Annotated in this window: 16 protein-coding genes; 7 read left to right on the plus strand and 9 right to left on the minus strand. The window is 75.3% G+C overall.

Annotated elements, in window-relative coordinates; all coding sequences use genetic code 11:
• Positions 1–30 precede the first annotated feature (30 nt).
• The 4 genes from O2W18_RS12510 to O2W18_RS12525 all read left to right on the plus strand — a co-directional run bounded on the left by O2W18_RS12510 (position 31) and on the right by O2W18_RS12525 (position 5,331).
• The gene (locus tag O2W18_RS12510; RefSeq protein WP_269170125.1) at positions 31–585 is read left to right on the plus strand and encodes a (2Fe-2S)-binding protein; all 555 of its coding nucleotides are present in this window, start codon (positions 31–33) and stop codon (positions 583–585) included.
• On the plus strand, positions 582–3,062 hold the full coding sequence (locus tag O2W18_RS12515) for a xanthine dehydrogenase family protein molybdopterin-binding subunit (protein WP_269187852.1): 2,481 nt from the start codon (positions 582–584) through the stop codon (positions 3,060–3,062). Before O2W18_RS12510 ends, O2W18_RS12515 begins: the two co-directional genes overlap by 4 nt.
• A complete protein-coding gene (locus O2W18_RS12520; RefSeq protein WP_269187853.1) occupies positions 3,059–3,916 on the plus strand; it encodes an FAD binding domain-containing protein in 858 nt (285 codons plus the stop codon). Before O2W18_RS12515 ends, O2W18_RS12520 begins: the two co-directional genes overlap by 4 nt.
• Before the next feature lie 215 nt (positions 3,917–4,131).
• The gene (locus tag O2W18_RS12525) at positions 4,132–5,331 is read left to right on the plus strand and encodes an SRPBCC family protein (protein WP_269187854.1); all 1,200 of its coding nucleotides are present in this window, start codon (positions 4,132–4,134) and stop codon (positions 5,329–5,331) included.
• 114 nt (positions 5,332–5,445) lie between these two features.
• Here O2W18_RS12525 and O2W18_RS12530 read toward each other — a convergent pair whose 3' ends face one another.
• From O2W18_RS12530 to O2W18_RS12540, 3 genes are read right to left on the minus strand one after another with little or no spacing between them, the layout of a single operon-like run.
• Complete coding sequence (locus O2W18_RS12530) at positions 5,446–6,126, minus strand: alpha/beta hydrolase family protein (RefSeq protein ID WP_269187855.1); 681 nt, start codon at positions 6,124–6,126, stop codon at positions 5,446–5,448.
• Entirely contained in the window at positions 6,123–6,803 is a 681-nt protein-coding gene (locus tag O2W18_RS12535) for an HAD family hydrolase (protein ID WP_269187856.1), read from the minus strand. Before O2W18_RS12535 ends, O2W18_RS12530 begins: the two co-directional genes overlap by 4 nt.
• On the minus strand, positions 6,800–7,489 hold the full coding sequence (locus tag O2W18_RS12540; RefSeq protein WP_269187857.1) for a DedA family protein: 690 nt from the start codon (positions 7,487–7,489) through the stop codon (positions 6,800–6,802). The genes O2W18_RS12535 and O2W18_RS12540 overlap by 4 nt, the downstream gene beginning before the upstream one ends.
• Before the next feature lie 72 nt (positions 7,490–7,561).
• Between O2W18_RS12540 and O2W18_RS12545 the strand changes: the two genes are divergently transcribed.
• Positions 7,562–8,854 (plus strand): amidohydrolase family protein, encoded by a 1,293-nt coding sequence (locus O2W18_RS12545; protein WP_269187858.1) that lies wholly within the window; start codon positions 7,562–7,564, stop codon positions 8,852–8,854.
• 341 nt (positions 8,855–9,195) lie between these two features.
• On the opposite strand, the gene O2W18_RS12550 is transcribed toward O2W18_RS12545, so the two are convergent.
• Positions 9,196–9,663, minus strand: a complete 468-nt coding sequence (locus O2W18_RS12550) for a hypothetical protein (protein WP_269187859.1) — start codon at positions 9,661–9,663, stop codon at positions 9,196–9,198.
• 198 nt (positions 9,664–9,861) lie between these two features.
• On the opposite strand from O2W18_RS12550, the gene O2W18_RS12555 reads away from it, so the two are divergent.
• Positions 9,862–11,262, plus strand: a complete 1,401-nt coding sequence (locus O2W18_RS12555) for a radical SAM domain-containing protein (RefSeq protein WP_269187860.1) — start codon at positions 9,862–9,864, stop codon at positions 11,260–11,262.
• On the opposite strand, the gene O2W18_RS12560 is transcribed toward O2W18_RS12555, so the two are convergent.
• The 4 genes from O2W18_RS12560 to O2W18_RS12575 are packed head-to-tail and all read right to left on the minus strand — an operon-like array spanning position 11,239 to position 15,216.
• Entirely contained in the window at positions 11,239–12,339 is a 1,101-nt protein-coding gene (locus O2W18_RS12560; RefSeq protein WP_269187861.1) for an ABC transporter ATP-binding protein, read from the minus strand. The genes O2W18_RS12555 and O2W18_RS12560 overlap by 24 nt on opposite strands.
• Positions 12,336–13,115 (minus strand): ABC transporter permease, encoded by a 780-nt coding sequence (locus tag O2W18_RS12565; protein ID WP_269187862.1) that lies wholly within the window; start codon positions 13,113–13,115, stop codon positions 12,336–12,338. The genes O2W18_RS12560 and O2W18_RS12565 overlap by 4 nt, the downstream gene beginning before the upstream one ends.
• 8 nt (positions 13,116–13,123) lie before the next feature.
• Positions 13,124–13,978 carry an ABC transporter permease subunit gene (locus O2W18_RS12570; protein ID WP_269187863.1) on the minus strand — a complete coding sequence of 285 codons (855 nt, stop codon included), beginning with the start codon at positions 13,976–13,978 and terminating at the stop codon, positions 13,124–13,126.
• Positions 13,975–15,216 (minus strand): ABC transporter substrate-binding protein, encoded by a 1,242-nt coding sequence (locus O2W18_RS12575; RefSeq protein WP_269187864.1) that lies wholly within the window; start codon positions 15,214–15,216, stop codon positions 13,975–13,977. Before O2W18_RS12575 ends, O2W18_RS12570 begins: the two co-directional genes overlap by 4 nt.
• Positions 15,217–15,348: 132 nt before the next feature.
• On the opposite strand from O2W18_RS12575, the gene O2W18_RS12580 reads away from it, so the two are divergent.
• Positions 15,349–15,975, plus strand: coding sequence for a CDP-alcohol phosphatidyltransferase family protein (locus tag O2W18_RS12580; RefSeq protein ID WP_269187865.1), 627 nt, complete (start codon positions 15,349–15,351; stop codon positions 15,973–15,975).
• On the opposite strand, the gene O2W18_RS12585 is transcribed toward O2W18_RS12580, so the two are convergent.
• On the minus strand, positions 15,957–17,393 hold the full coding sequence (locus O2W18_RS12585; protein WP_269187866.1) for a dihydrolipoyl dehydrogenase family protein: 1,437 nt from the start codon (positions 17,391–17,393) through the stop codon (positions 15,957–15,959). The genes O2W18_RS12580 and O2W18_RS12585 overlap by 19 nt on opposite strands.
• Positions 17,394–17,445 lie beyond the last annotated feature (52 nt).

A 17,445-nucleotide genomic window follows, 5' to 3' on the forward strand; every position in this document is an offset into this window, starting at 1 on the left:
GCACAGCCGAAGCAACGATGCGGAGGACACGTGACCCAGATCAACGTGCGGGTCGACGGGGCGTCCTACACGGACGACGTCGAGCCACGGACCCTGTTGGTCCACTACCTGAGGGAACAGCTCGGCAAGGTCGGCACGGTCGTCGGGTGCGACACCAGCAACTGCGGCGCCTGCACCGTGCACCTGGACGGGCAGGCGGTGAAGTCCTGCACCGTGTTCGCGGTCCAGGCCGACGGCTGCCAGGTCACCACGATCGAGGGGGTGGCGACCGGCGAGGGCGAGAGCGCGACCCTGCACCCGGTGCAGCGGGCCTTCCACGAGATGCACGGCCTCCAGTGCGGCTTCTGCACGCCCGGGATGATCATGGCGTCGATCGACCTGCTGAAGGAGAACCCCGACCCCAGCGACGAGGAGGTCCGGGAGGGCATCGAGGGCAACCTCTGCCGCTGCACCGGCTACCAGAACATCGTCCGGGCGGTGCGGCAGGCGGCGGCGGAGATGTCGGGGAAGGCCGCCGACGACCCGCAGGCCGAACCGGCCGCCGTCGACACGGCCGCCGCCGACCACGTGGCGGCCCAGGCATGACCGCCGTCGAGGACCCGACCTCCGCGGTCGGCCTGCCGCCGGCGAAGGAGGTCGGCCAGGCGCGTCGCCGCAAGGAGGACGCCCGGCTGATCACCGGCAAGACCACCTGGACCGACAACATGGTACTGCCCGGCATGCTGCACCTGGCGGTGCTGCGCAGCCCCGTGGCGCACGGCCGGATCACCCACCTGGACGTCAGCGCCGCCAAGGAGCGGCCGAACGTCGTCGCCGTCTACACCGGGCGCGACCTCGCCGACGAGCAGGGCTCGCTGCCGTGTGCCTGGCCGGTCACCCCCGACATGGTCAACCCGGGGCACCCCTCGATCGCGGTCGAGCAGGTCAACCACGTGGGCGAGGCGGTCGCCGTCGTCGTGGCCCGCAGTCGCACCGCCGCCGCCGACGCGCTCGAGGCGATCGACGTCGACTACGAGCCGTTGCCGGTCGTGCTGGACATGGAGCAGGCCGTGCAGGAGGGCTCGCCCCTGGTGCACGACCACACCACGTCGAACACCAGCTACCACTTCGTCTTCGACGCCGGGGACGCCGGGACCGGCGGGGACACCGAGCAGGCGTTCGCCGACGCCGAGGTCACGGTCAGCCGCCGGTTCGTCCAGCAGCGGCTGATCCCCGCGTTCATGGAGCCCCGGTCGGTCGTCGTCCAGCCCTCCGGCGACAGCTACACGATGTGGTCGGCGACCCAGATCCCGCACATCCTGCGGGTGATGGCCGCGATGGTCACCGGCATCCCGGAGCACAAGCTGCGGGTGATCGCCCCCGACGTCGGTGGCGGGTTCGGCGGGAAGCTGCAGGTCAACCCGGAGGAGATCCTCTGCCTGCTCATCGCGCGGCGGCTGGGCAAGCCGGTCAAGTGGACCGAGACCCGCGGTGAGTCGCTGATGACCGCCCACCACGGCCGCGACCAGGTGCAGTTCATCGACGTCGCCGCCGACCGCGACGGCACCGTGCGCGGCCTGCGGGTACGGCTGCTGGCCGACATGGGCGCCTACCTGCGGTTGATCACCCCCGGCGTCCCGGCCCTGGGCGCGTTCATGTTCCCGGGCATCTACAAGTTCCCGGCCTACCGGTTCGAGTGCGACGGCGTCTTCACCAACAAGGTGCCCACCGACGCCTACCGCGGCGCCGGCCGGCCCGAGGCGACGTTCGCGATCGAGCGGATCATGGACGAGCTCGCCGTCGAGCTGGACATGGACCCGCTGGAGCTGCGCCGGAAGAACTGGATCAACACCGAGGAGTTCCCGTTCACCACGGTCGCCGGCCTGGAGTACGACTCCGGCGACTACCACCAGGCCACCGAGCAGGCCCTGGAGCTGCTCGGCTACGACGAGCTGCGGGCCGAGCAGCAGCGCCGCCGGGAGTCCGGTGACCCGGTGCAGCTGGGCATCGGCTTCTCCACCTTCACCGAGATGTGCGGGCTGGCCCCCTCCCGGGTGCTCGGCTCGCTCGCCTTCGGCGCGGGTGGCTGGGAGCAGGCGTCGATCCGGATGCTGCCCACCGGCAAGGTCGAGGTCGTCACCGGCTCCACGCCGCACGGCCAGGGCCACGAGACGGCGTGGAGCCAGATCGTCGCCGACGAGTTGGGTGTGCCGTTCGAGGACGTCGAGGTGCTGCACGGCGACACCGCGATCTCCTCCCGCGGGCTGGACACCTACGGCTCCCGGTCACTGGTCGTCGGGGGCACCGCGGTCGTGAAGGCCGCGGAGAAGGTGGTGGAGAAGGCCCGGGTGATCGCCGCCCACCTGCTGGAGGCCAACGCCGACGACCTGGAGTTCACCGGCGGGAAGTTCACCGTGCGGGGGACACCGGGCGCCGGGGTCGGCATCCAGGAGGTCGCCCTGGCGATCTTCGCCGCGCACGACTACCCGGAGGGCGTCGAGCCGACCATCGACGCCGAGGCCACCTTCGACCCGGAGAACTTCTCCTTCCCGCACGGCACGCACATCTGCGCGATGGAGATCGACACCGAGACCGGGTTCGCCAAGATCCGCAAGTACGCCTGCGTCGACGACGTCGGCACGATCGTCAACCCGCTCATCGTCGAGGGGCAGGTGCACGGCGGCCTGGCCCAGGGGATCGCCCAGGCGATGTACGAGGAGGCGATCTACGACGCCGAGGGCAACCTGACCACCGGCAGCTTCGTCGACTACCTGGTCCCGGCCGCCTCGGACCTCCCGCACTTCGACACCGGCAACACCGTGCACGTGGCGACCAGCAACCCGCTGGGCGCCAAGGGCGTCGGGGAGGCCGGCTGCATCGCCAGCACCCCGGCGGTGGTCAACGCCGCGTTGGACGCCGTCCGGCACCTCGGCGTCACCGACATCCGGATGCCGCTCACCCCGGAACGGGTGTGGCGGGCGATCCACGCCGGTGGGGACGGCGGCGACCGCGCCGCCGAGGGCAGCAACGCCTACGGCGGTGCCCGCACGACTGAGTCCGGCATCCAGGAGGCAGCACAGTGATACCCGCACCCTTCGCCTACGCCCGCCCGAGCACGATCGAGGAGGCCCTGCAGGCGATCGCCGACGGCGGGGAGGACGTCAAGGTCCTCGCTGGTGGGCAGTCGCTGATCCCGGTCATGCGGCTGCGGCTCGCCGCACCCGAGACGCTCGTCGACCTGACCCGGGTGGCCGAGCTCCGCGGTGTGCGCGAGGACGGCGACGCGCTGGTCATCGGGGCGATGACCACGCACGCCGACGTCCTCACCGACCCGTTGCTGGCGCAGTACGGCCAGCTGATCGTGCAGGCCACCGAGACCGTGGCCGACCGGCAGGTGCGCCGGCGCGGCACGTTCGGCGGCGCGCTGGCGCACGCCGACCCGGCCGGGGACCTCCCGGCGGTGGCGCTCGCCCTGGACGCGGAGTTCGTGCTCGCCGGGCCGGGCGGGCGGCGCACCGTGCCCGCTGCGGAGTTCTTCGTCGACTACCTCACCACCGTCCTGGAGGAGGGGGAGCTGCTGGTCGAGATCCGGGTGCCGAAGCTCGGCGAGGGCTGGGGCGTGCGGTACGAGAAGTTCAACCGGGTGGCCCAGGCCTGGTCGATCGTCGCGGTGGCCGCGGCCGTCCGGCGCGAGGACGGGCGGATCGCCGAGGCGCGGATCGGGCTGACCAACATGGGGCCGACCCCGCTGCGGGCCTCGGCCACCGAGGCGGCGCTGGTCGGGGTGGACGTGAGCATGGAGACGGTGACCGCGGCGGCCGCGCAGGCCGCCGAGGGCACCAGCCCCAGCAACGACCTCAACGCCCAGGCCGACTACCGCCAGCACCTGGCCCAGGTGCTGACCCGGCGGGCGGTGGCCGCCGCAGCCAGCCTCTGACGGTCGTGCCGGACCGCTCCGTCACAGCGGTGGCGGAGCTGGTCCGGCGCGCCGTCGGCGTCCCACCTGCGGGGACGCCGAGGCCGTGATCGGATGTCAGGGGGCAGCGGGGGCGCGGTAACGTCGCCGTCTCGCCTCGATCACCGCACGACCCGGACGGGCTGTCGCCGACTCGTCGCCTCCCGTCCGGGCTGCCCACACCCGGAGGTCCTGCAGTGCAGCTCGAGAACGCGTTCACCGTGCCGGTGCCGATCGACGAAGCGTGGCGGGTGCTGCTGGACATCGAGCGCATCGCCCCCTGCATGCCGGGTGCCGCCCTGGACTCGGTGACCGGCGACGACTTCACCGGCCGGGTCAAGGTCAAGCTCGGGCCGATCAACCTGACCTACCAGGGCAAGGCGTCCTTCGTGGAGAAGGACGACGAGGCCCACCGTGCGGTCATCGACGCCCGCGGCAAGGACCAGCGCGGCAACGGCACCGCGGCGGCCGTCATCACCGCCACGCTCGCGGCCGAGGGCGACACCACCCGCGTCGACGTCCTGACCGACCTGAACATCACCGGCCGGCCCGCCCAGTTCGGCCGCGGCGTCATGACCGACGTCGGGAACAAGCTGCTCGGCCAGTTCGCCGACAAGCTCTCCGCCCAGCTGGCCAGCGGGGACGCCGAGGGCGACGCCACCCGGGCCGCGGCCGCCGCGGGCTCGCAGGAGCCGACCGCCGCGGGGAAGGCCACCGCCGCCGCGGCCAAGGGCGCCGCGACCACCGCGGGCGTGGTGGAGGAGGCCGCGGCGAGCGTCGAAGGCGCCGCCGGCGACACCCCGGCGGCCGGCGTGGCCAAGAAGGCCGGCGCTGCGGCGAAGAAGACCGCCGCCGCCGCGGCGGACAAGGCAGCAGCAGCGGAGGAGGCGGCGAAGCCGGCCAAGAAGGCCGCTCCCGCCGCGAGCACGCCGGCCAAGGCGCCGGTGCCCGACCCGCTGACCCCGCCGACGAAGAGCACGCCGGCCGCTGCCGACCCGGCTCCCGCGGCCGGCGACACGGCCCCGGCTGCCGGTGACACTGCCCCGGCCACCGGAGACGCCGCGCCGTTCTCCGGCACCGGGACGGTGGAGGACCAGGCGCCGGACGCCGAGCCCGCCTCGACCACGGCACCCGACGCCGCCGTCGGTGGCCCCCGCAAGGCGCCGAGCAAGCCGCCGGCCGGCACCACCGCCCCGCCGAACCGCCCGGCCGGTGGGGGTCCCGCGCGCAGCACGCCGAGCTCGCCGCAGCGCCCGCTGACCCCGGCCGAGCCGGAGCCGATCGACCTGCTCGAGGTGGCCGGTGGCGCGGCGCTCACCCGTTACGCCGCACCGGCGGCCGGGGTCACGGTCCTGGCGCTGCTGATCGCCCTGCTGGTGCGCCGCCGCCGGCGCTGACCGCACCCCGGGCGCGAGCCCGGACAGGGGCACGCTGCGGCCGCTTGTGCTCTGCTCACCCCTGGTGAGCAGAGCACAAGCGCTCGGGGTCGTTCATGGTTGGCCCGGCAGGCGTCAGTCGGCCGGGTCCGAGCTCACGGGGCTGTGCGGAGAGGGCGCCTGGCGGGAGTGGTCCCACGGCTGCCGGGTCAGCCAGTCCGCGACGGCGGCAGCGACCAGGTCAGGGTCCTTCCTCAGCCCGTGGTCGCCCGGAACGGCCCGGACCTCCCCCGGGTGGCCGGCCAGTGCGGTGACCACCTCGGCGGGGCGGCCGAACGCGTCGGTGGCGCCCTGCACCACCAGCAGCGGGACGGCGACCAGGTGCAGCTCCGCCGCGCGGCTCTTCTCCGGCCGGCCCGGTGGGTGCAGCGGGAAGGCCAGGGCCAGCACGGCGGCGGCCCCCTGCGCCGTCGCGGTCCGGCAGGCCACCCGGGCGCCGGCGCTGCGCCCGCCCAGCACCAGCGGGCCGGTCAGCAGGCCGTCGGCGCGCAGGGTGCCGAGCACCGCCGTCCAGCCCTCGTCCAGCCGGGCCGGGGCGGGGGCGATCCGCTTCCCGGCGACCACCCACGGCTGGTCGACGCGGAGCACCCGCCAGCCGGCCGCACCGGCGGCGGCGGCCACGGCCAGCAGGTCGGCGGAGCCGGACCCGCCGCCGGCGCCGTGGCCCAGCACGAGGGCGCCGCGGACGTCGCCCGCGGGTTCCGTGCGGTGCACATGGGCCGGGCCGAGCGGGGTGGGGACCTCCCCGGTGGTCACGTCGGGGGCAGGGCGAGCAGCCCTTCGACCACCTCGACCAGCGACCCGCCCTGCACGTGCGGCGGTGCGTAGACGTCGGCGAACACCTTCTCCGACCGGCCGGAGGTGAAGCCGGTGGTGAGCCCGGCCCGCCCGGCACCGAGCACGTCCCAGGAGTGCGCCGCGACGAGCGCCATCCGCTCCGGTGCCACGCCGCAGACGCCGGCCGCCCACAGGTAGGCCTCCCGGTTGGGCTTCCACGCGCGGATCGACTCCGAGGTCAGCGTCCGTTCGACCAGCGCGGACACCCCGCCGCGGGTCAGGCCCGCCTCGGCCACCCCGGGGGACCCGTGGCTCAGCGTCACCACCCGGACCCCGGCTGCGGTGAGCAGGCGGAGAGCGGGTTCGACGTCCGGGTGGGGGGACAGCTCCATGAAGGAGCCGGCCACTGCGGCGCAGGCGGCGGCCGGCAACCCGGTCACCTGGGCGACCGAGGTCTCGAACGCGGCCCGGAAGGGGAACCAGGTGCCGGCCGTCGTGGCGGCGAACCCGGTCAGCAGGGCGCGGGAGAAGACGGCGGACAGCAGGTCGGCCGACTGGCCGTGCTCGGCGAGGGCCGCCCCGAGGGGGGTGATGTCGAGCAGGGTCTCGTTGACGTCGAAGGCGACGACGTCCGGCCGGGTGCGCGGGGTGCTCATGCCTGGTCCCGTTCGTCGAGGGGCGCCTCGATGGGCAGGTCGGCGCCGGCGTCCGGCGGGCGCCGGAACTGCCCGGTCACCTTCTTGTAGACGAACCAGGCCACGGCGGCGACCGCCACGACCACGACCACGTAGTCCAGGTACTGGAGGTTGGCCTGCACGAAGTCGCCCGCGGCGACGCCCAGGCCGATGAGCAGGCTGTTCCAGAGCAGGCTGCCGGCGGCGGTGAAGAGCAGGAACTGCGGCATCGGCATCTTCACGACGCCGGCCGGGACCGAGACGAAGCTCCGCACGATCGGCACCATCCGGCCGAAGAAGACCGCGGCGCGACCGTGCCGGGCGAACCACTCGAAGCTCTTGTCCACGTCGGCGGTCTCGACCAGGGGCAACCGGTCGAGGAAGGCGTGCGACCGGCGGGGACCGAACAGCCGGCCCACCCAGTAGAGGACGAGCGCCCCGAGCACCGAGCCCACGGTGGCCCAGATGATGACCGGCACGAGGGACATCCGCCCGTCGTTGATCAGCACCCCGGCGGCCCCGAGGACGACCTCGCTGGGGATCGGCGGGATCACCGTCTCGATCAGGATGGTCAGGCCGACGCCCACTGCCCCCAGCCGGTCGATGAGGTCGAGCAGGAAGCCGGTGATACCGCCTTCGTCGGATGCGGCGGCGGCGAGGACGGACATGGGCCCCACGGTATCGGCGGCGCCTGTGCGCCGCCCTGCTGCCGGGGTGGACCGGCCGTAGGGTCTGCGCTCATGGCGCACCGATTCACCGCCCGCGCCGTCGTGGTCGGGGACCGCGCCGGCACCGTCGTCCCCGATGCCGTGCTGGACGTCGAGGACGGTCTGATCAGCTGGGTCGGGTCGGCTGCCGACGCCCCGCCGGCCGGCGACGCCGAGGTCACCGCGCTGCCCGGGGTGCTCACCCCCGGCATGGTCAACACCCACTCGCACGCGCCGATGGTGCTGTTCCGGGGCCAGGGCGAGGGGCTGCCGCTGGACCGGTGGCTGAACGAGGTGATGTGGCCGCGGGAGGCCCGGCTCACCCCCGAGGACGTCGAGGTGGCGATGACCGCCGCGTCGGCGGAGATGCTGCGGCACGGCGTGACCACCAGCGTGGAGATGTACTTCCACCCCGACCGGATGGCCGCGGCGGTGCGGCGCACCGGCGCCCGTGGGGTCATCACCCATCCGCTGATCGGCCTCCCCGGCTTCGGCACGTTCGACGAGCAGCTCGCCCGCGCCACGGAGTCCGCCGGCACCGGTGACGAGCAGGTCGAGTGGGGCATCGGCCCGCACTCGGCCTACACCGTGCCGCTGCCGGTGCTCACCCAGGCGGCCGAGGTGGCGCGGGAGCACGGCCTGCTGCTGACCACCCACGTCGCCGAGACCACCACCGAGGGCGCGGGGCTGCTGGCCCAGCACGGCCAGAGCGTGCCGCAGCTGCTCGCCGCGCACGACGTGCTCGGTGGGCGGGTGCTGGCCGCCCACTGCGTGCACATGGACGACGGCGACCTGGAGCTGTGGCGGGAGTACGACGTCGCCGTCGCGCACTGCCCGAGCAGCAACACCAAGCTGGCCAGCGGCACCGCCCGGCTGCGGGACATGCTCGACCTCGGCATCCGGGTGGGCATGGGCACCGACGGGCCGGCGTCCAACGACAACCTCGACCTGTTCCAGGACCTCCGGCTCGCCGCGCAGCTGGCCCGGCTGCGCGAGCGGGACGCCACCGCGCTCACCGCCCCGGAGGCCTTCTGGCTGGCCACCGGTGGGGCGGCCGCGGCGATCGGCCGCGCCGACCTCGGCCAGCTGACCGCCGGACGGCGGGCGGACCTGGTGCACGTGGACACCGAGGACATCGCCTTCGTGCCGGTCGGCGAGATCACCGACCTGCTGACCCACCTGGTCTGGTCGGTGGGCTCGCGGCACGTGCGCGACACCTGGGTCGCCGGCCGGCAGGTGCTGGCCGACGGGGTGTCCACGACGGTCGACGAGGCCGAGCTGCGCGCCGACGTGCAGACCCGGGCGATGCGCCTGGCCGGCCGCTGAGCGGAGGGCCGTGCGCCTGGCCGGCCGCTGGGCGGGGCCCTCACTCCTCCGCGGAGAAGCGGTAGTGCACGTCCTCGAAGGAGTCGGCCGGGAAGGCGTAGACACACCGCAGCGGGCCGGTGCCGGTGCAGGCCGAGCCAGCCGTTGACGGGCAGTTCGGCCAGGCCGGTGTAGAGCCCGGCCGTCGGCGTCCGGTCCTGGCTGAACACCACCTGGAAGGAGACCTTCCCCCGCACCGGGTCGTCCCAGGTCTCGGTCTCGATCTCCGCGCTGTCGCGGACCACGGGCTCCATCCCCGCTGACTTCCCCCGACGCGGCGTGCATACGCAGGGACCGCCGGATCAGCCGCGCGTCTGGTCGTCGGTCCAGGCGTAGAGCTGGTCGCCGAGCACGACGGTGACCCAGCCGTCGCACAGGTGCGCCTCGTCGCCGAGATCGGGCCATCGGCCCCCGCCGTCGAACGGCATGCCCACCTGGTCGAGTGGCGTGCAGTCCGCGGGGAGCGTCGTCCCGCTGGTCAGCGTCATGTCCACCCGGACGCTGCCGCTGTCGTCGCCGGCGGCGTCCCCGGGCCGGACGACGGTCAGGCCGGAGCCGACGGCCCGGGTCCAGGCCGGCACGTCCTCGCGGGGTGCGGCGTCGGCGGTGGCGTGGTCGGCGGTCTGGGTGTGGCCCTGCAGCTCGGCGAACACGGCGCCGGGGCTGTCCACGCCGGACGGCATGGTGAGCGCGATCGCCGCCGCCCCCGAGCCGACCACGCCGACCATCGCCGTCACCGCGCCCAGGACGACCTTCTTCGTGCTGACCACCGGGTGCCTCCACTCGTTCTCCGCCACCGGTCGGTGGCGGCACCAGCATCGGGCGCGGCGTCGTCCTCGGGCGTCGGTCGTGCGGCTGATCTGTCCAGGTCAGCGGGTCATCCCGGGGGCTGAGCGCAGCCGGTGGACCGGTCGTGCCGCAGCTACCGTGGGTGGGCGCGCCGACGGCGCGCGTGAGGGGAGACTGCGATGACGCTGCTCGGACGACTGCGGGACCTCGCCGCCCGTACCCGCCCGGTGCACCCGGAGACGGCGCGAGCGCTGGCCGAACGCTGGGCGGCGCTGCCGGCGCACGTGCAGACCCCGGCACAGAGCCTGGGCCGGCACGCGGTCGGCTGCGAGGGCACGCACGGCGTGTTCCCGAAGTGCAACCTCACCTGCACGCCCTGCTACCACTCCGCCGACGCCAACAAGGTGCGGATCGACGGGCAGCACACCGTCGACCAGGTCGAGCAGCAGATGGCCTACCTGGAGCAGCGGCGCGGGCCCTACGCCCACGCCCAGCTGATCGGCGGTGAGGTGAGCCTGCTGCCGCCGGACGACCACGCCGCGGCGCTGCAGGCGATGCGGGCGCACGGGCGGTCGCCGATGTCGATGACCCACGGTGACTTCGACCCCGAGTACCTGCGCGCGCTGGTGACCGACGGCGACGGGCGGCTGCGGTTCGACCGGGTGAGCTTCGCGGCGCACTTCGACATGCTGATGCGCGGCCGCCGCGGCGCGGTGAAGCCGAAGAACGAGGCCGAGCTCCACCCGTTCCGCGAGCGGTTCGTGCAGATGTTCCGCGACCTGCGCGCCGAGACCGGCCTGCGGTACTACCTGGCCCACAACATGACCGTCACCCCGGCCAACCTCGACCAGGTGGTCGAGACGGTGCGCGCGGTGCTGCCGATGGGCTTCTCGATGATGAGCTTCCAGCCGGCCGCGCACGTCGGGGACGACCGCCGGTGGAAGGAGTCCTACACCGCGGTGGACGTCGACGCGGTCTGGGCGCAGCTGGAGCAGGCGCTGGGGCACCGGGTGCCGCACGAGGGGATCGAGTTCGGCGACCCGCGCTGCAACCGGGTCGCGTTCGGGTTCCTGGTCGCCGGTCGCTGGCACGGGCTGATCGACCCGGACGACGCCCGTGACCGCGCGGCCCGCGACCGGTTCTTCGCGCACTTCGGCGGGGTGGCCTTCAGCGGGACGCCGCCGCTGCTGCTGGTCGGCAAGGTGCTCCGGGTGCTGCGCCTGCACCCCGGCGACCTGCCGGTCGCGCTCGGTTGGGCGCGGCGCGCGGTGCGCCGGGCCGGCGGCGCCCGGGCGCTGGTGCGGGCCGCCCGCACCGGCGCGCTCGGGCTGATGACCTTCGAGGTGCACAGCTTCATGGACGCCGAGCAGGTCGGTCCGGCCTGGGAGCTGATGCAGCGCGGGGAGCAGGCCACCGACCCGCAGCTGCGCGCCACCCAGGAGCGGCTCGCCGCCTGCACCTACTCGATGGCCCACCCCGAGACCGGCGAGCTGGTGCCGGCCTGCGCGCAGCACTCGGTGCTGGACCTGGTGGAGAACGCGCACCTCCGCAAGCTGCTACCGCTGACGGTCGTGGGCTGAGGCGCCCTCCCGCGCGTCCGCCAGGCCGGCCGGGGGGACGACGCGCCGGGCGGTGACCGGGATGCGCAGCCCGACCTCGGCGCCGACCGCGACCTCCGCACCGGGGGGCAGCTCGGCGGCCACGGCGGCCGGTTCGGTTCCGTGGCCGGCCACCTCGACGGTGATCAGCGCCCGCAGCCCGCGCCGGCGGACCTGGACCACGGTGCCGCGGGCGTCGGCGTCCGCGGCGGCGACGAGGGTGACCGCCTCCGGGCGGACGACGAGCACCCCGGGGCCCTCCGGGGCAGGTGCCGGGAGCTCGAGGTCGCCGAGTGCGGAGCGGTGCCGACCGCCGGTGACGGTCCCGGGCACCTCGGTGCGCCCGCCGAGCAGCCGGCTGACCGCCAGGGACCGGGGCCGCGCGTACAGCTCCCGCATCGGCCCGAGCTGCTGCAGCCGGCCGGCGTCCAGCACCGCGACGGTGTCGGCCAGGGCGTCGGCCTCCGCCGGGTCGTGGGTGACCAGCAGCACCGTCGGGGCCAGCCGCAGCCGGAGGTCGGCCAGCAGCTCGTGCATCTCCTGACGCAGCCCGGTGTCCAGCGCGCTGAACGGCTCGTCCAGCAGCAGCACCCGGGGCTCGGCGGCGAGCGCCCGGGCCAGCGCCACCCGCTGCGCCTGGCCGCCGGACAGCGCCCGCGCCGGCCGGTTGCCGAACCCGCTCAGCTGGACCAGCTCGAGGTGGTGCTCGGCGCGCTCGCGCGCCTGCCGCCGGGGCAGGCCGCGCACCCGGTCGGCGAAGCCGACGTTGTCCCGCACCGACAGGTGGGGGAACAGCAGCGGGCGCTGGAAGACCATCGCCATCCCGCGCCGCTCCGGGACGACGCCGGCCAGGTCCCGGCCGTCGAGGTGCACGCTGCCCCGGGTCGGGGTGTCCAGCCCGGCGGTCAGCCGGAGCACCGTGCTCTTCCCCGAGCCGGACGGGCCGAGCACCGCCACGCACGACCCGGCCGGGACGGCGAGGGTCAGGTCGTCCAGGGCCGGCGGAGCCCCGGCGGTGTGCACCCGGGTGAGCCCGGTCAGCTGCAGCGAGCCGCTCACCGCCGGGCCCGCCGGCCGATCGAGCCGATCACGACGAGCAGCGCGACCGGCGGCAGCACCGCCGACAGCGCCAGCACCGCCACCTGGGCGTCGTTGCCGGTGGCCGAGGCGGCGGCGCCGACCAGCAGCGGCAGGGTGACCAGCCGGCCACCGCCGACGAGCAGGGTCACGACGTAGTCGCTCCACCCGACCAGGAACGCCAGGAACGCCGCGCCGGCGACCGCCGGGGCCAGCAGCGGCAGGTGCACCGAGCGCACCACCCGCCAGGCGGAGGCGCCGAGCAGCCGGGCCTCCTCGTCGTGGTGCCGGTCGTGGACGGCGTATGCGCCCCGCATCACCACGGTCGTGTACGGGATCGCCGCCACGGTCAGCAGCAGCACCAGCCCGACCTCAGCCGGCACCCGCAGCCGCAGCAGCAGCACGTCCAGCCCGAGCGCGACGGCGAAGGGCGGCAGCGCCAGCGGGGAGAGCAGCACCGCGAACACCAGGCCGGGCGCGCGCAGGGCCCCCGAGGTCAGCGCCCGGCCGGCCAGCGCACCCAGCGGGGTGGCCAGCACGGCCACCGCCGTCCCGAGCACCGCCGACCGGGCGGCGGCGGCACCGGCGCCGGCGGCCCGGGCCTCGGCCAGCCCGGTCGTGCCCCACGCCTGCGGCAGCAGGGCCGGCGCCGACCAGCGGTCCGCGGCGGCCCACAGCAGCAGCGGCACCAACGGGAGCACCAGCCAGGCGGCGAGCGCGCCGCGCCCCAGTCGGGAGCCGAGGCGGGAGACGAGCACCGGTGCGCTCACTGCTCGGCCGCCAGCCGGCGCAGCGACCGCAGCGCGACCAGCACGGCGACCAGCCCCAGCGCCGACGTGGTGACCGCGACCGCGGCGGCCTGGGGCCGGGCGGTGAGGTCGATGGAGGTGAACAGCCGGACGGCGAGCACCGGCAGCGGCTCCGGTGACGGGCGGCCCAGCAGGGCGGCGACCTCGTAGGAGCCCAGCGTGTAGACGAAGCTCACCGCCGCGGAGGCGCCCAGCGCCGGGGCGGCCAGCGGGAGGGTGACGTGCCGGAACCGGGCCCACCGTCCGGCGCCCAGCAGCGCGGCGGTCTCGGTGTAGGAGGCCACCCGGCTGCTCAGCACGCCGGCCACCACCAGGGCGATGAACGCCGACTCCTTCCAGGCGTACTCGGCACCGACCGCGATCCACCAGCGGCCGCCCACGAGTGCCGGCCAGTCCGCGGGGGCGATGCCCAGCAGCCGGGGCAGGAACCCGGCGTCGGCCAGCAGCAGCCCCATGGCCGCCGCGCCCACGAGGTGCGGGACGGGGATGGTCAGCGAGCTGAGCGTGGCCAGCAGCCGGCTCCGCCGCGCCCCGGCGGTCACGGCCAGCGCCAGGCAGAGGCCGACCACCGTGGCCACCGCCGTCGCCCCGGCCGCGATCGCCAGCGACAGCCCGATCGAGGTGCCGAGCTCGGTGGCCCGCCAGGCGTCCAGGGACAGCTCCGGCCGGCCGACCAGCGGGGTCAGGCCCAGGCTCAGCAGGACGGCGGAGGTCAGGGCGGCACCGACGACGACCACCACCGGCACCACCGCGGGCAGCACCAGCAGGGTCGCGCGGCGGGACCCGGCGCCGGCCCGGCCGGCTGCGGTCACCCGGCCGCGACCTCGCGCCGCCACCCGTCGTCCAGCGGGGTCACCCAGCCGGCCGAGAGCTCCGGGTCCGCGCCGGCGGAGAGCTCTTCGTAGCTGGGCACCACCGCGGAGTCGGGCAGCGCCTCGAACCCGGCGCGCGCGTCTTCGTCGAGCCGGTCCAGGTCCAGCACGGTGAACTGCCCCCAGACCTCGGGGCGGGCCTTGGCCAGCTGCTGCTCCGGCGAGAGCGCCAGGTCGGCGACCACCATCGCGCCGGCCTGGTCACCGGAGGTGGACGGGATGGCCAGGAAACTGGCGTTGCCCAGCGTGCCCTCGTCCAGGGTGAGCACCCGGGTGGTGTCGGGGAAGGTGCCGTCGGCGACCAGGTCGTCGACGGTCGCCGGGCCGTAGGTCATGGTCATGTCCACCTGGCCGTCGGCGAACAGCTGGTCGAGCTCCTGCTGGGTCTGCGGGTAGGTGTCGCCCTCCCGCCACAGCGCGGGCGCCAGCTCGGCGAGCCGGTCGTAGAGCGCCGGGCTCAGGTCCTCGTAGGCCTCGTCCGAGTGCTCCAGCGGCACCTCGTCGACGCCGCCGGACACGCTGTAGAGCACCTGGCGCAGGAACGCCGAGCCGGTGAAGTCCGGCGGGGCCGGGTAGGTGAACCGGCCCGGGTTCGCCTCGGCCCAGTCGAGCACCCCGGCCAGCGTCGTCGGCGGGTCGGGCACCCGGGCGGCGTCGTAGACCAGGCTGAACTGGGCCTTGTGCCAGGGCGCCTCGCAGCCGTCGACCGGGGTGCCGAAGTCGGTGGTCAGCAGCGGGTCGTCGGGGTCGGTGCCGGCTGTGTTCGGCAGCATCGACGTCCAGTCGCACAACCAGGCGCCGGCCTGGCGACCGGTGGCGAAGTTGTCGCCGTTCACCCAGACCAGGTCCACCTCGCCCTCGGTGACGCCGGCCTGGCGCTCGGAGAGGACGCGGTTGACCGCGTCCCCGGTGTCGGCGATCGGCACCCGGCGCAGGGTCACCCCGAGCTCGGCCGCCGCGGGAGCCAGCACGTCGTCGACGTAGGCGTTGCCCTGCACGTCGCCGCCGTACATCCACAGGTCGACCGTCTGCCCCTCGGCCTCGGCGAGCACGTCCTCCCAGGAGCGGTCCTCCGCCACCGGCGCCTCCGCCTCCGGCGCGGCACACCCGGTGAGGACGGCGACCGAGGCGCACGCCGCGACGAGCACGCGGCCGTGCCAGCGGTGGGGCACGGTCACGTGTGGCGCCTCCCTGACGTCGGTCCGCCCCTGCCGGCGGGTGGCCGCGGCCCAGGGACTGCGCCAAGATCGTGCCCTACCCGATGGTGCCCCGCCACCGGGTCGACGTGCTGCCGAGGATCGGAGACCCGGGTGCTCGACGCTGCCGCGCGGCGGGTTCTCGACCGGCCGCTCGCCCGGGTGGCCGGTGTGCTGGACCACCCCTGGGTGAGCCCGGACCGGCTGACCGCCGCCGGCCTGGTGCTCGGCCTGGGCAGCGCCGCCGCCGCAGCGGCGACCCTGTGGGGGCCGGCGCTGGCGCTCTGGCTGCTCTCCCGGCTCGCCGACGGGCTGGACGGCCCGCTGGCCCGGCGGCGTCGCGCGGCGGGCGCCCCGGGGGACGCCGGCGCCGGCGGGTTCTTCGACATCACCGCGGACTTCCTGGTCTACGGCGCCGGCGTGCTCGGCGTCGCCCTCGGGGTGACCGCCGGGCGGGGCGACCCGTGGGAGCCGTTCGCCGCCGTCCTGCTCGCCTACTACGTCAACGGCGCGGCGTTCCTGGCCTTCTCCTCGCTCGCCGAGCGGGCCGGCCGGCAGCTGGACGACGGCCGGTCGCTGTCCTTCCTCGGCGGGCTGGCCGAGGGCACCGAGACGATCGTGGTGCACGCGCTCTGGCTGCTGCTGCCGGCGTTCGCCTGGCAGCTGGCCTGGGTCTGGGCGGGCGTGGTCGGCATCAGCGCCGTCCACCGGATGTGGGCGGGTCACCGCGCGCTGCGCTGATCCATCCCCGCGCGCAACCGGACCAGGCCGCGCAGCGCCAGCTGGACCGCCGGGGCGCGGAGCCGGGCGCGCACGTCGGCGATGGCGGCGTTCCACGCCGCGTCGTTGTAGGTCGGGTAGGGGTGCGTGGTGCCGGCGACGTCCTGCACCCGCAGCCCCTGCCGGACGGCGAGGGTGAGCTCGCCGAGACTCTCCCCGGCCCGGGGGCCGATCACGGTCGCTCCGCGCAGCCGCCCGCGCCGGTCGTGCACCAGCGTCGCGGAGCCGGCGGTGAGGTCCTCGGCGATGGCCCGGTCGATCTCGGTGTGCGGGAGGCGCCGGACGGTCAGCCCGGCGGCCGCCCCCTCGGCGGGGCTCATGCCGACCGAGGCGACCTCGGGGGAGGTGTAGGTGACCCGGGGGACGACGGGGTCGACCCGGCGGCGCAGCCCGAGCACCGCGTTGCTCGCGGCCAGGCTGCCGCGCACGCCGGCGACGTGGGTGAACTGCGGGCCGCCGGTGACGTCGCCGGCCGCCCAGATCCGCGGGTTGCCGGTGCGCAGGGCGTCGACGACCACGCTGCCGTCCTCGGCCAGCTCCACCCCGGCCGCGGCGCAGCCCAGGCCCTCGGTGCGGGCCCGGCGCCCCACGGCGACCAGCAGCCGGTCGAAGGGCACGGTGCCGCCGTCGGCCAGCTGGAGCTCGCCGCCGTCCCGGTCGCCGGTGACCGCGACCGCCCGTGCGCCGTTCCGCACGTCGACGCCGTCGCGGACCAGCGCGGCGGTGACCAGCTCGGATGCCTCCTCGCTCTCCACGGCCAGCAGTCGGTCGGCGGAGTTGACCACCGTGACCTGCGCGCCGAGCCGGGCGAACGCCTGTCCGAGCTCACAGCCGATCGGCCCGCCACCGAGGACCGCCAGCCGGGGAGGCAGCGTCGTCAGACCCCACACGGTCTCGTTGGTGAGCGGGTCGACGTCGGCCAGACCAGGGACGGGCGGGAGCGCCGGACCCGAGCCGGTGGCGATCACCGCGGCCCGGAACCTGATCTCCCGGCCGTCGACGGTGGCCCGGTCGGGCCCGGTGAACACGGCACCGCCGGTCAGCACGGTCACGCCCTTGCTGCGCAGCGTCTCCGGGGAATCGACCGGCTCGATCGTGGCGATGGCCTGTTTCACGTGGATCATGACCCGGGCGAAGTCCACCTCGACGCCGGAGACGTCCACCCCGAGCCGGGCCGCGCCGCGGGCGTCGGCCGCCGCCGTCGCCGAGGCCAGCAGTGCCTTCGACGGCACGCAGCCGGTCCACAGGCAGTCGCCGCCGGTGCGTTCCCGCTCGGTCAGCAGCACCCGGGCACCCAGCGAGGCGGCGGTCGTCGCCGCGACGATCCCGGCGGTGCCACCGCCGATGACGAGCAGGTCCCACGTCCGTCCTCGGGTCACCGGGCCCACGCTAGGCGGGCACCCGGCGCGGCGCCGTCCGGTCGGGGGAGGA

Source organism: Modestobacter sp. VKM Ac-2983 (assembly GCF_026967885.1).
Classification (GTDB): Bacteria; Actinomycetota; Actinomycetes; order Mycobacteriales; family Geodermatophilaceae; genus Modestobacter.

What these genes read in the sequence shown, in the direction of transcription:
- O2W18_RS12515 (WP_269187852.1), top strand. Translation starts at nt 582, where the DNA reads ATGACCGCCGTCGAGGACCCGACCTCCGCGGTCGGCCTGCCGCCGGCG.
- O2W18_RS12535 (WP_269187856.1), bottom strand. Translation starts at nt 6,803, where the DNA reads ATGAGCACCCCGCGCACCCGGCCGGACGTCGTCGCCTTCGACGTCAAC.
- O2W18_RS12555 (WP_269187860.1), top strand. Translation starts at nt 9,862, where the DNA reads ATGACGCTGCTCGGACGACTGCGGGACCTCGCCGCCCGTACCCGCCCG.
- O2W18_RS12540 (WP_269187857.1), bottom strand. Translation starts at nt 7,489, where the DNA reads ATGTCCGTCCTCGCCGCCGCCGCATCCGACGAAGGCGGTATCACCGGC.
- O2W18_RS12545 (WP_269187858.1), top strand. Translation starts at nt 7,562, where the DNA reads ATGGCGCACCGATTCACCGCCCGCGCCGTCGTGGTCGGGGACCGCGCC.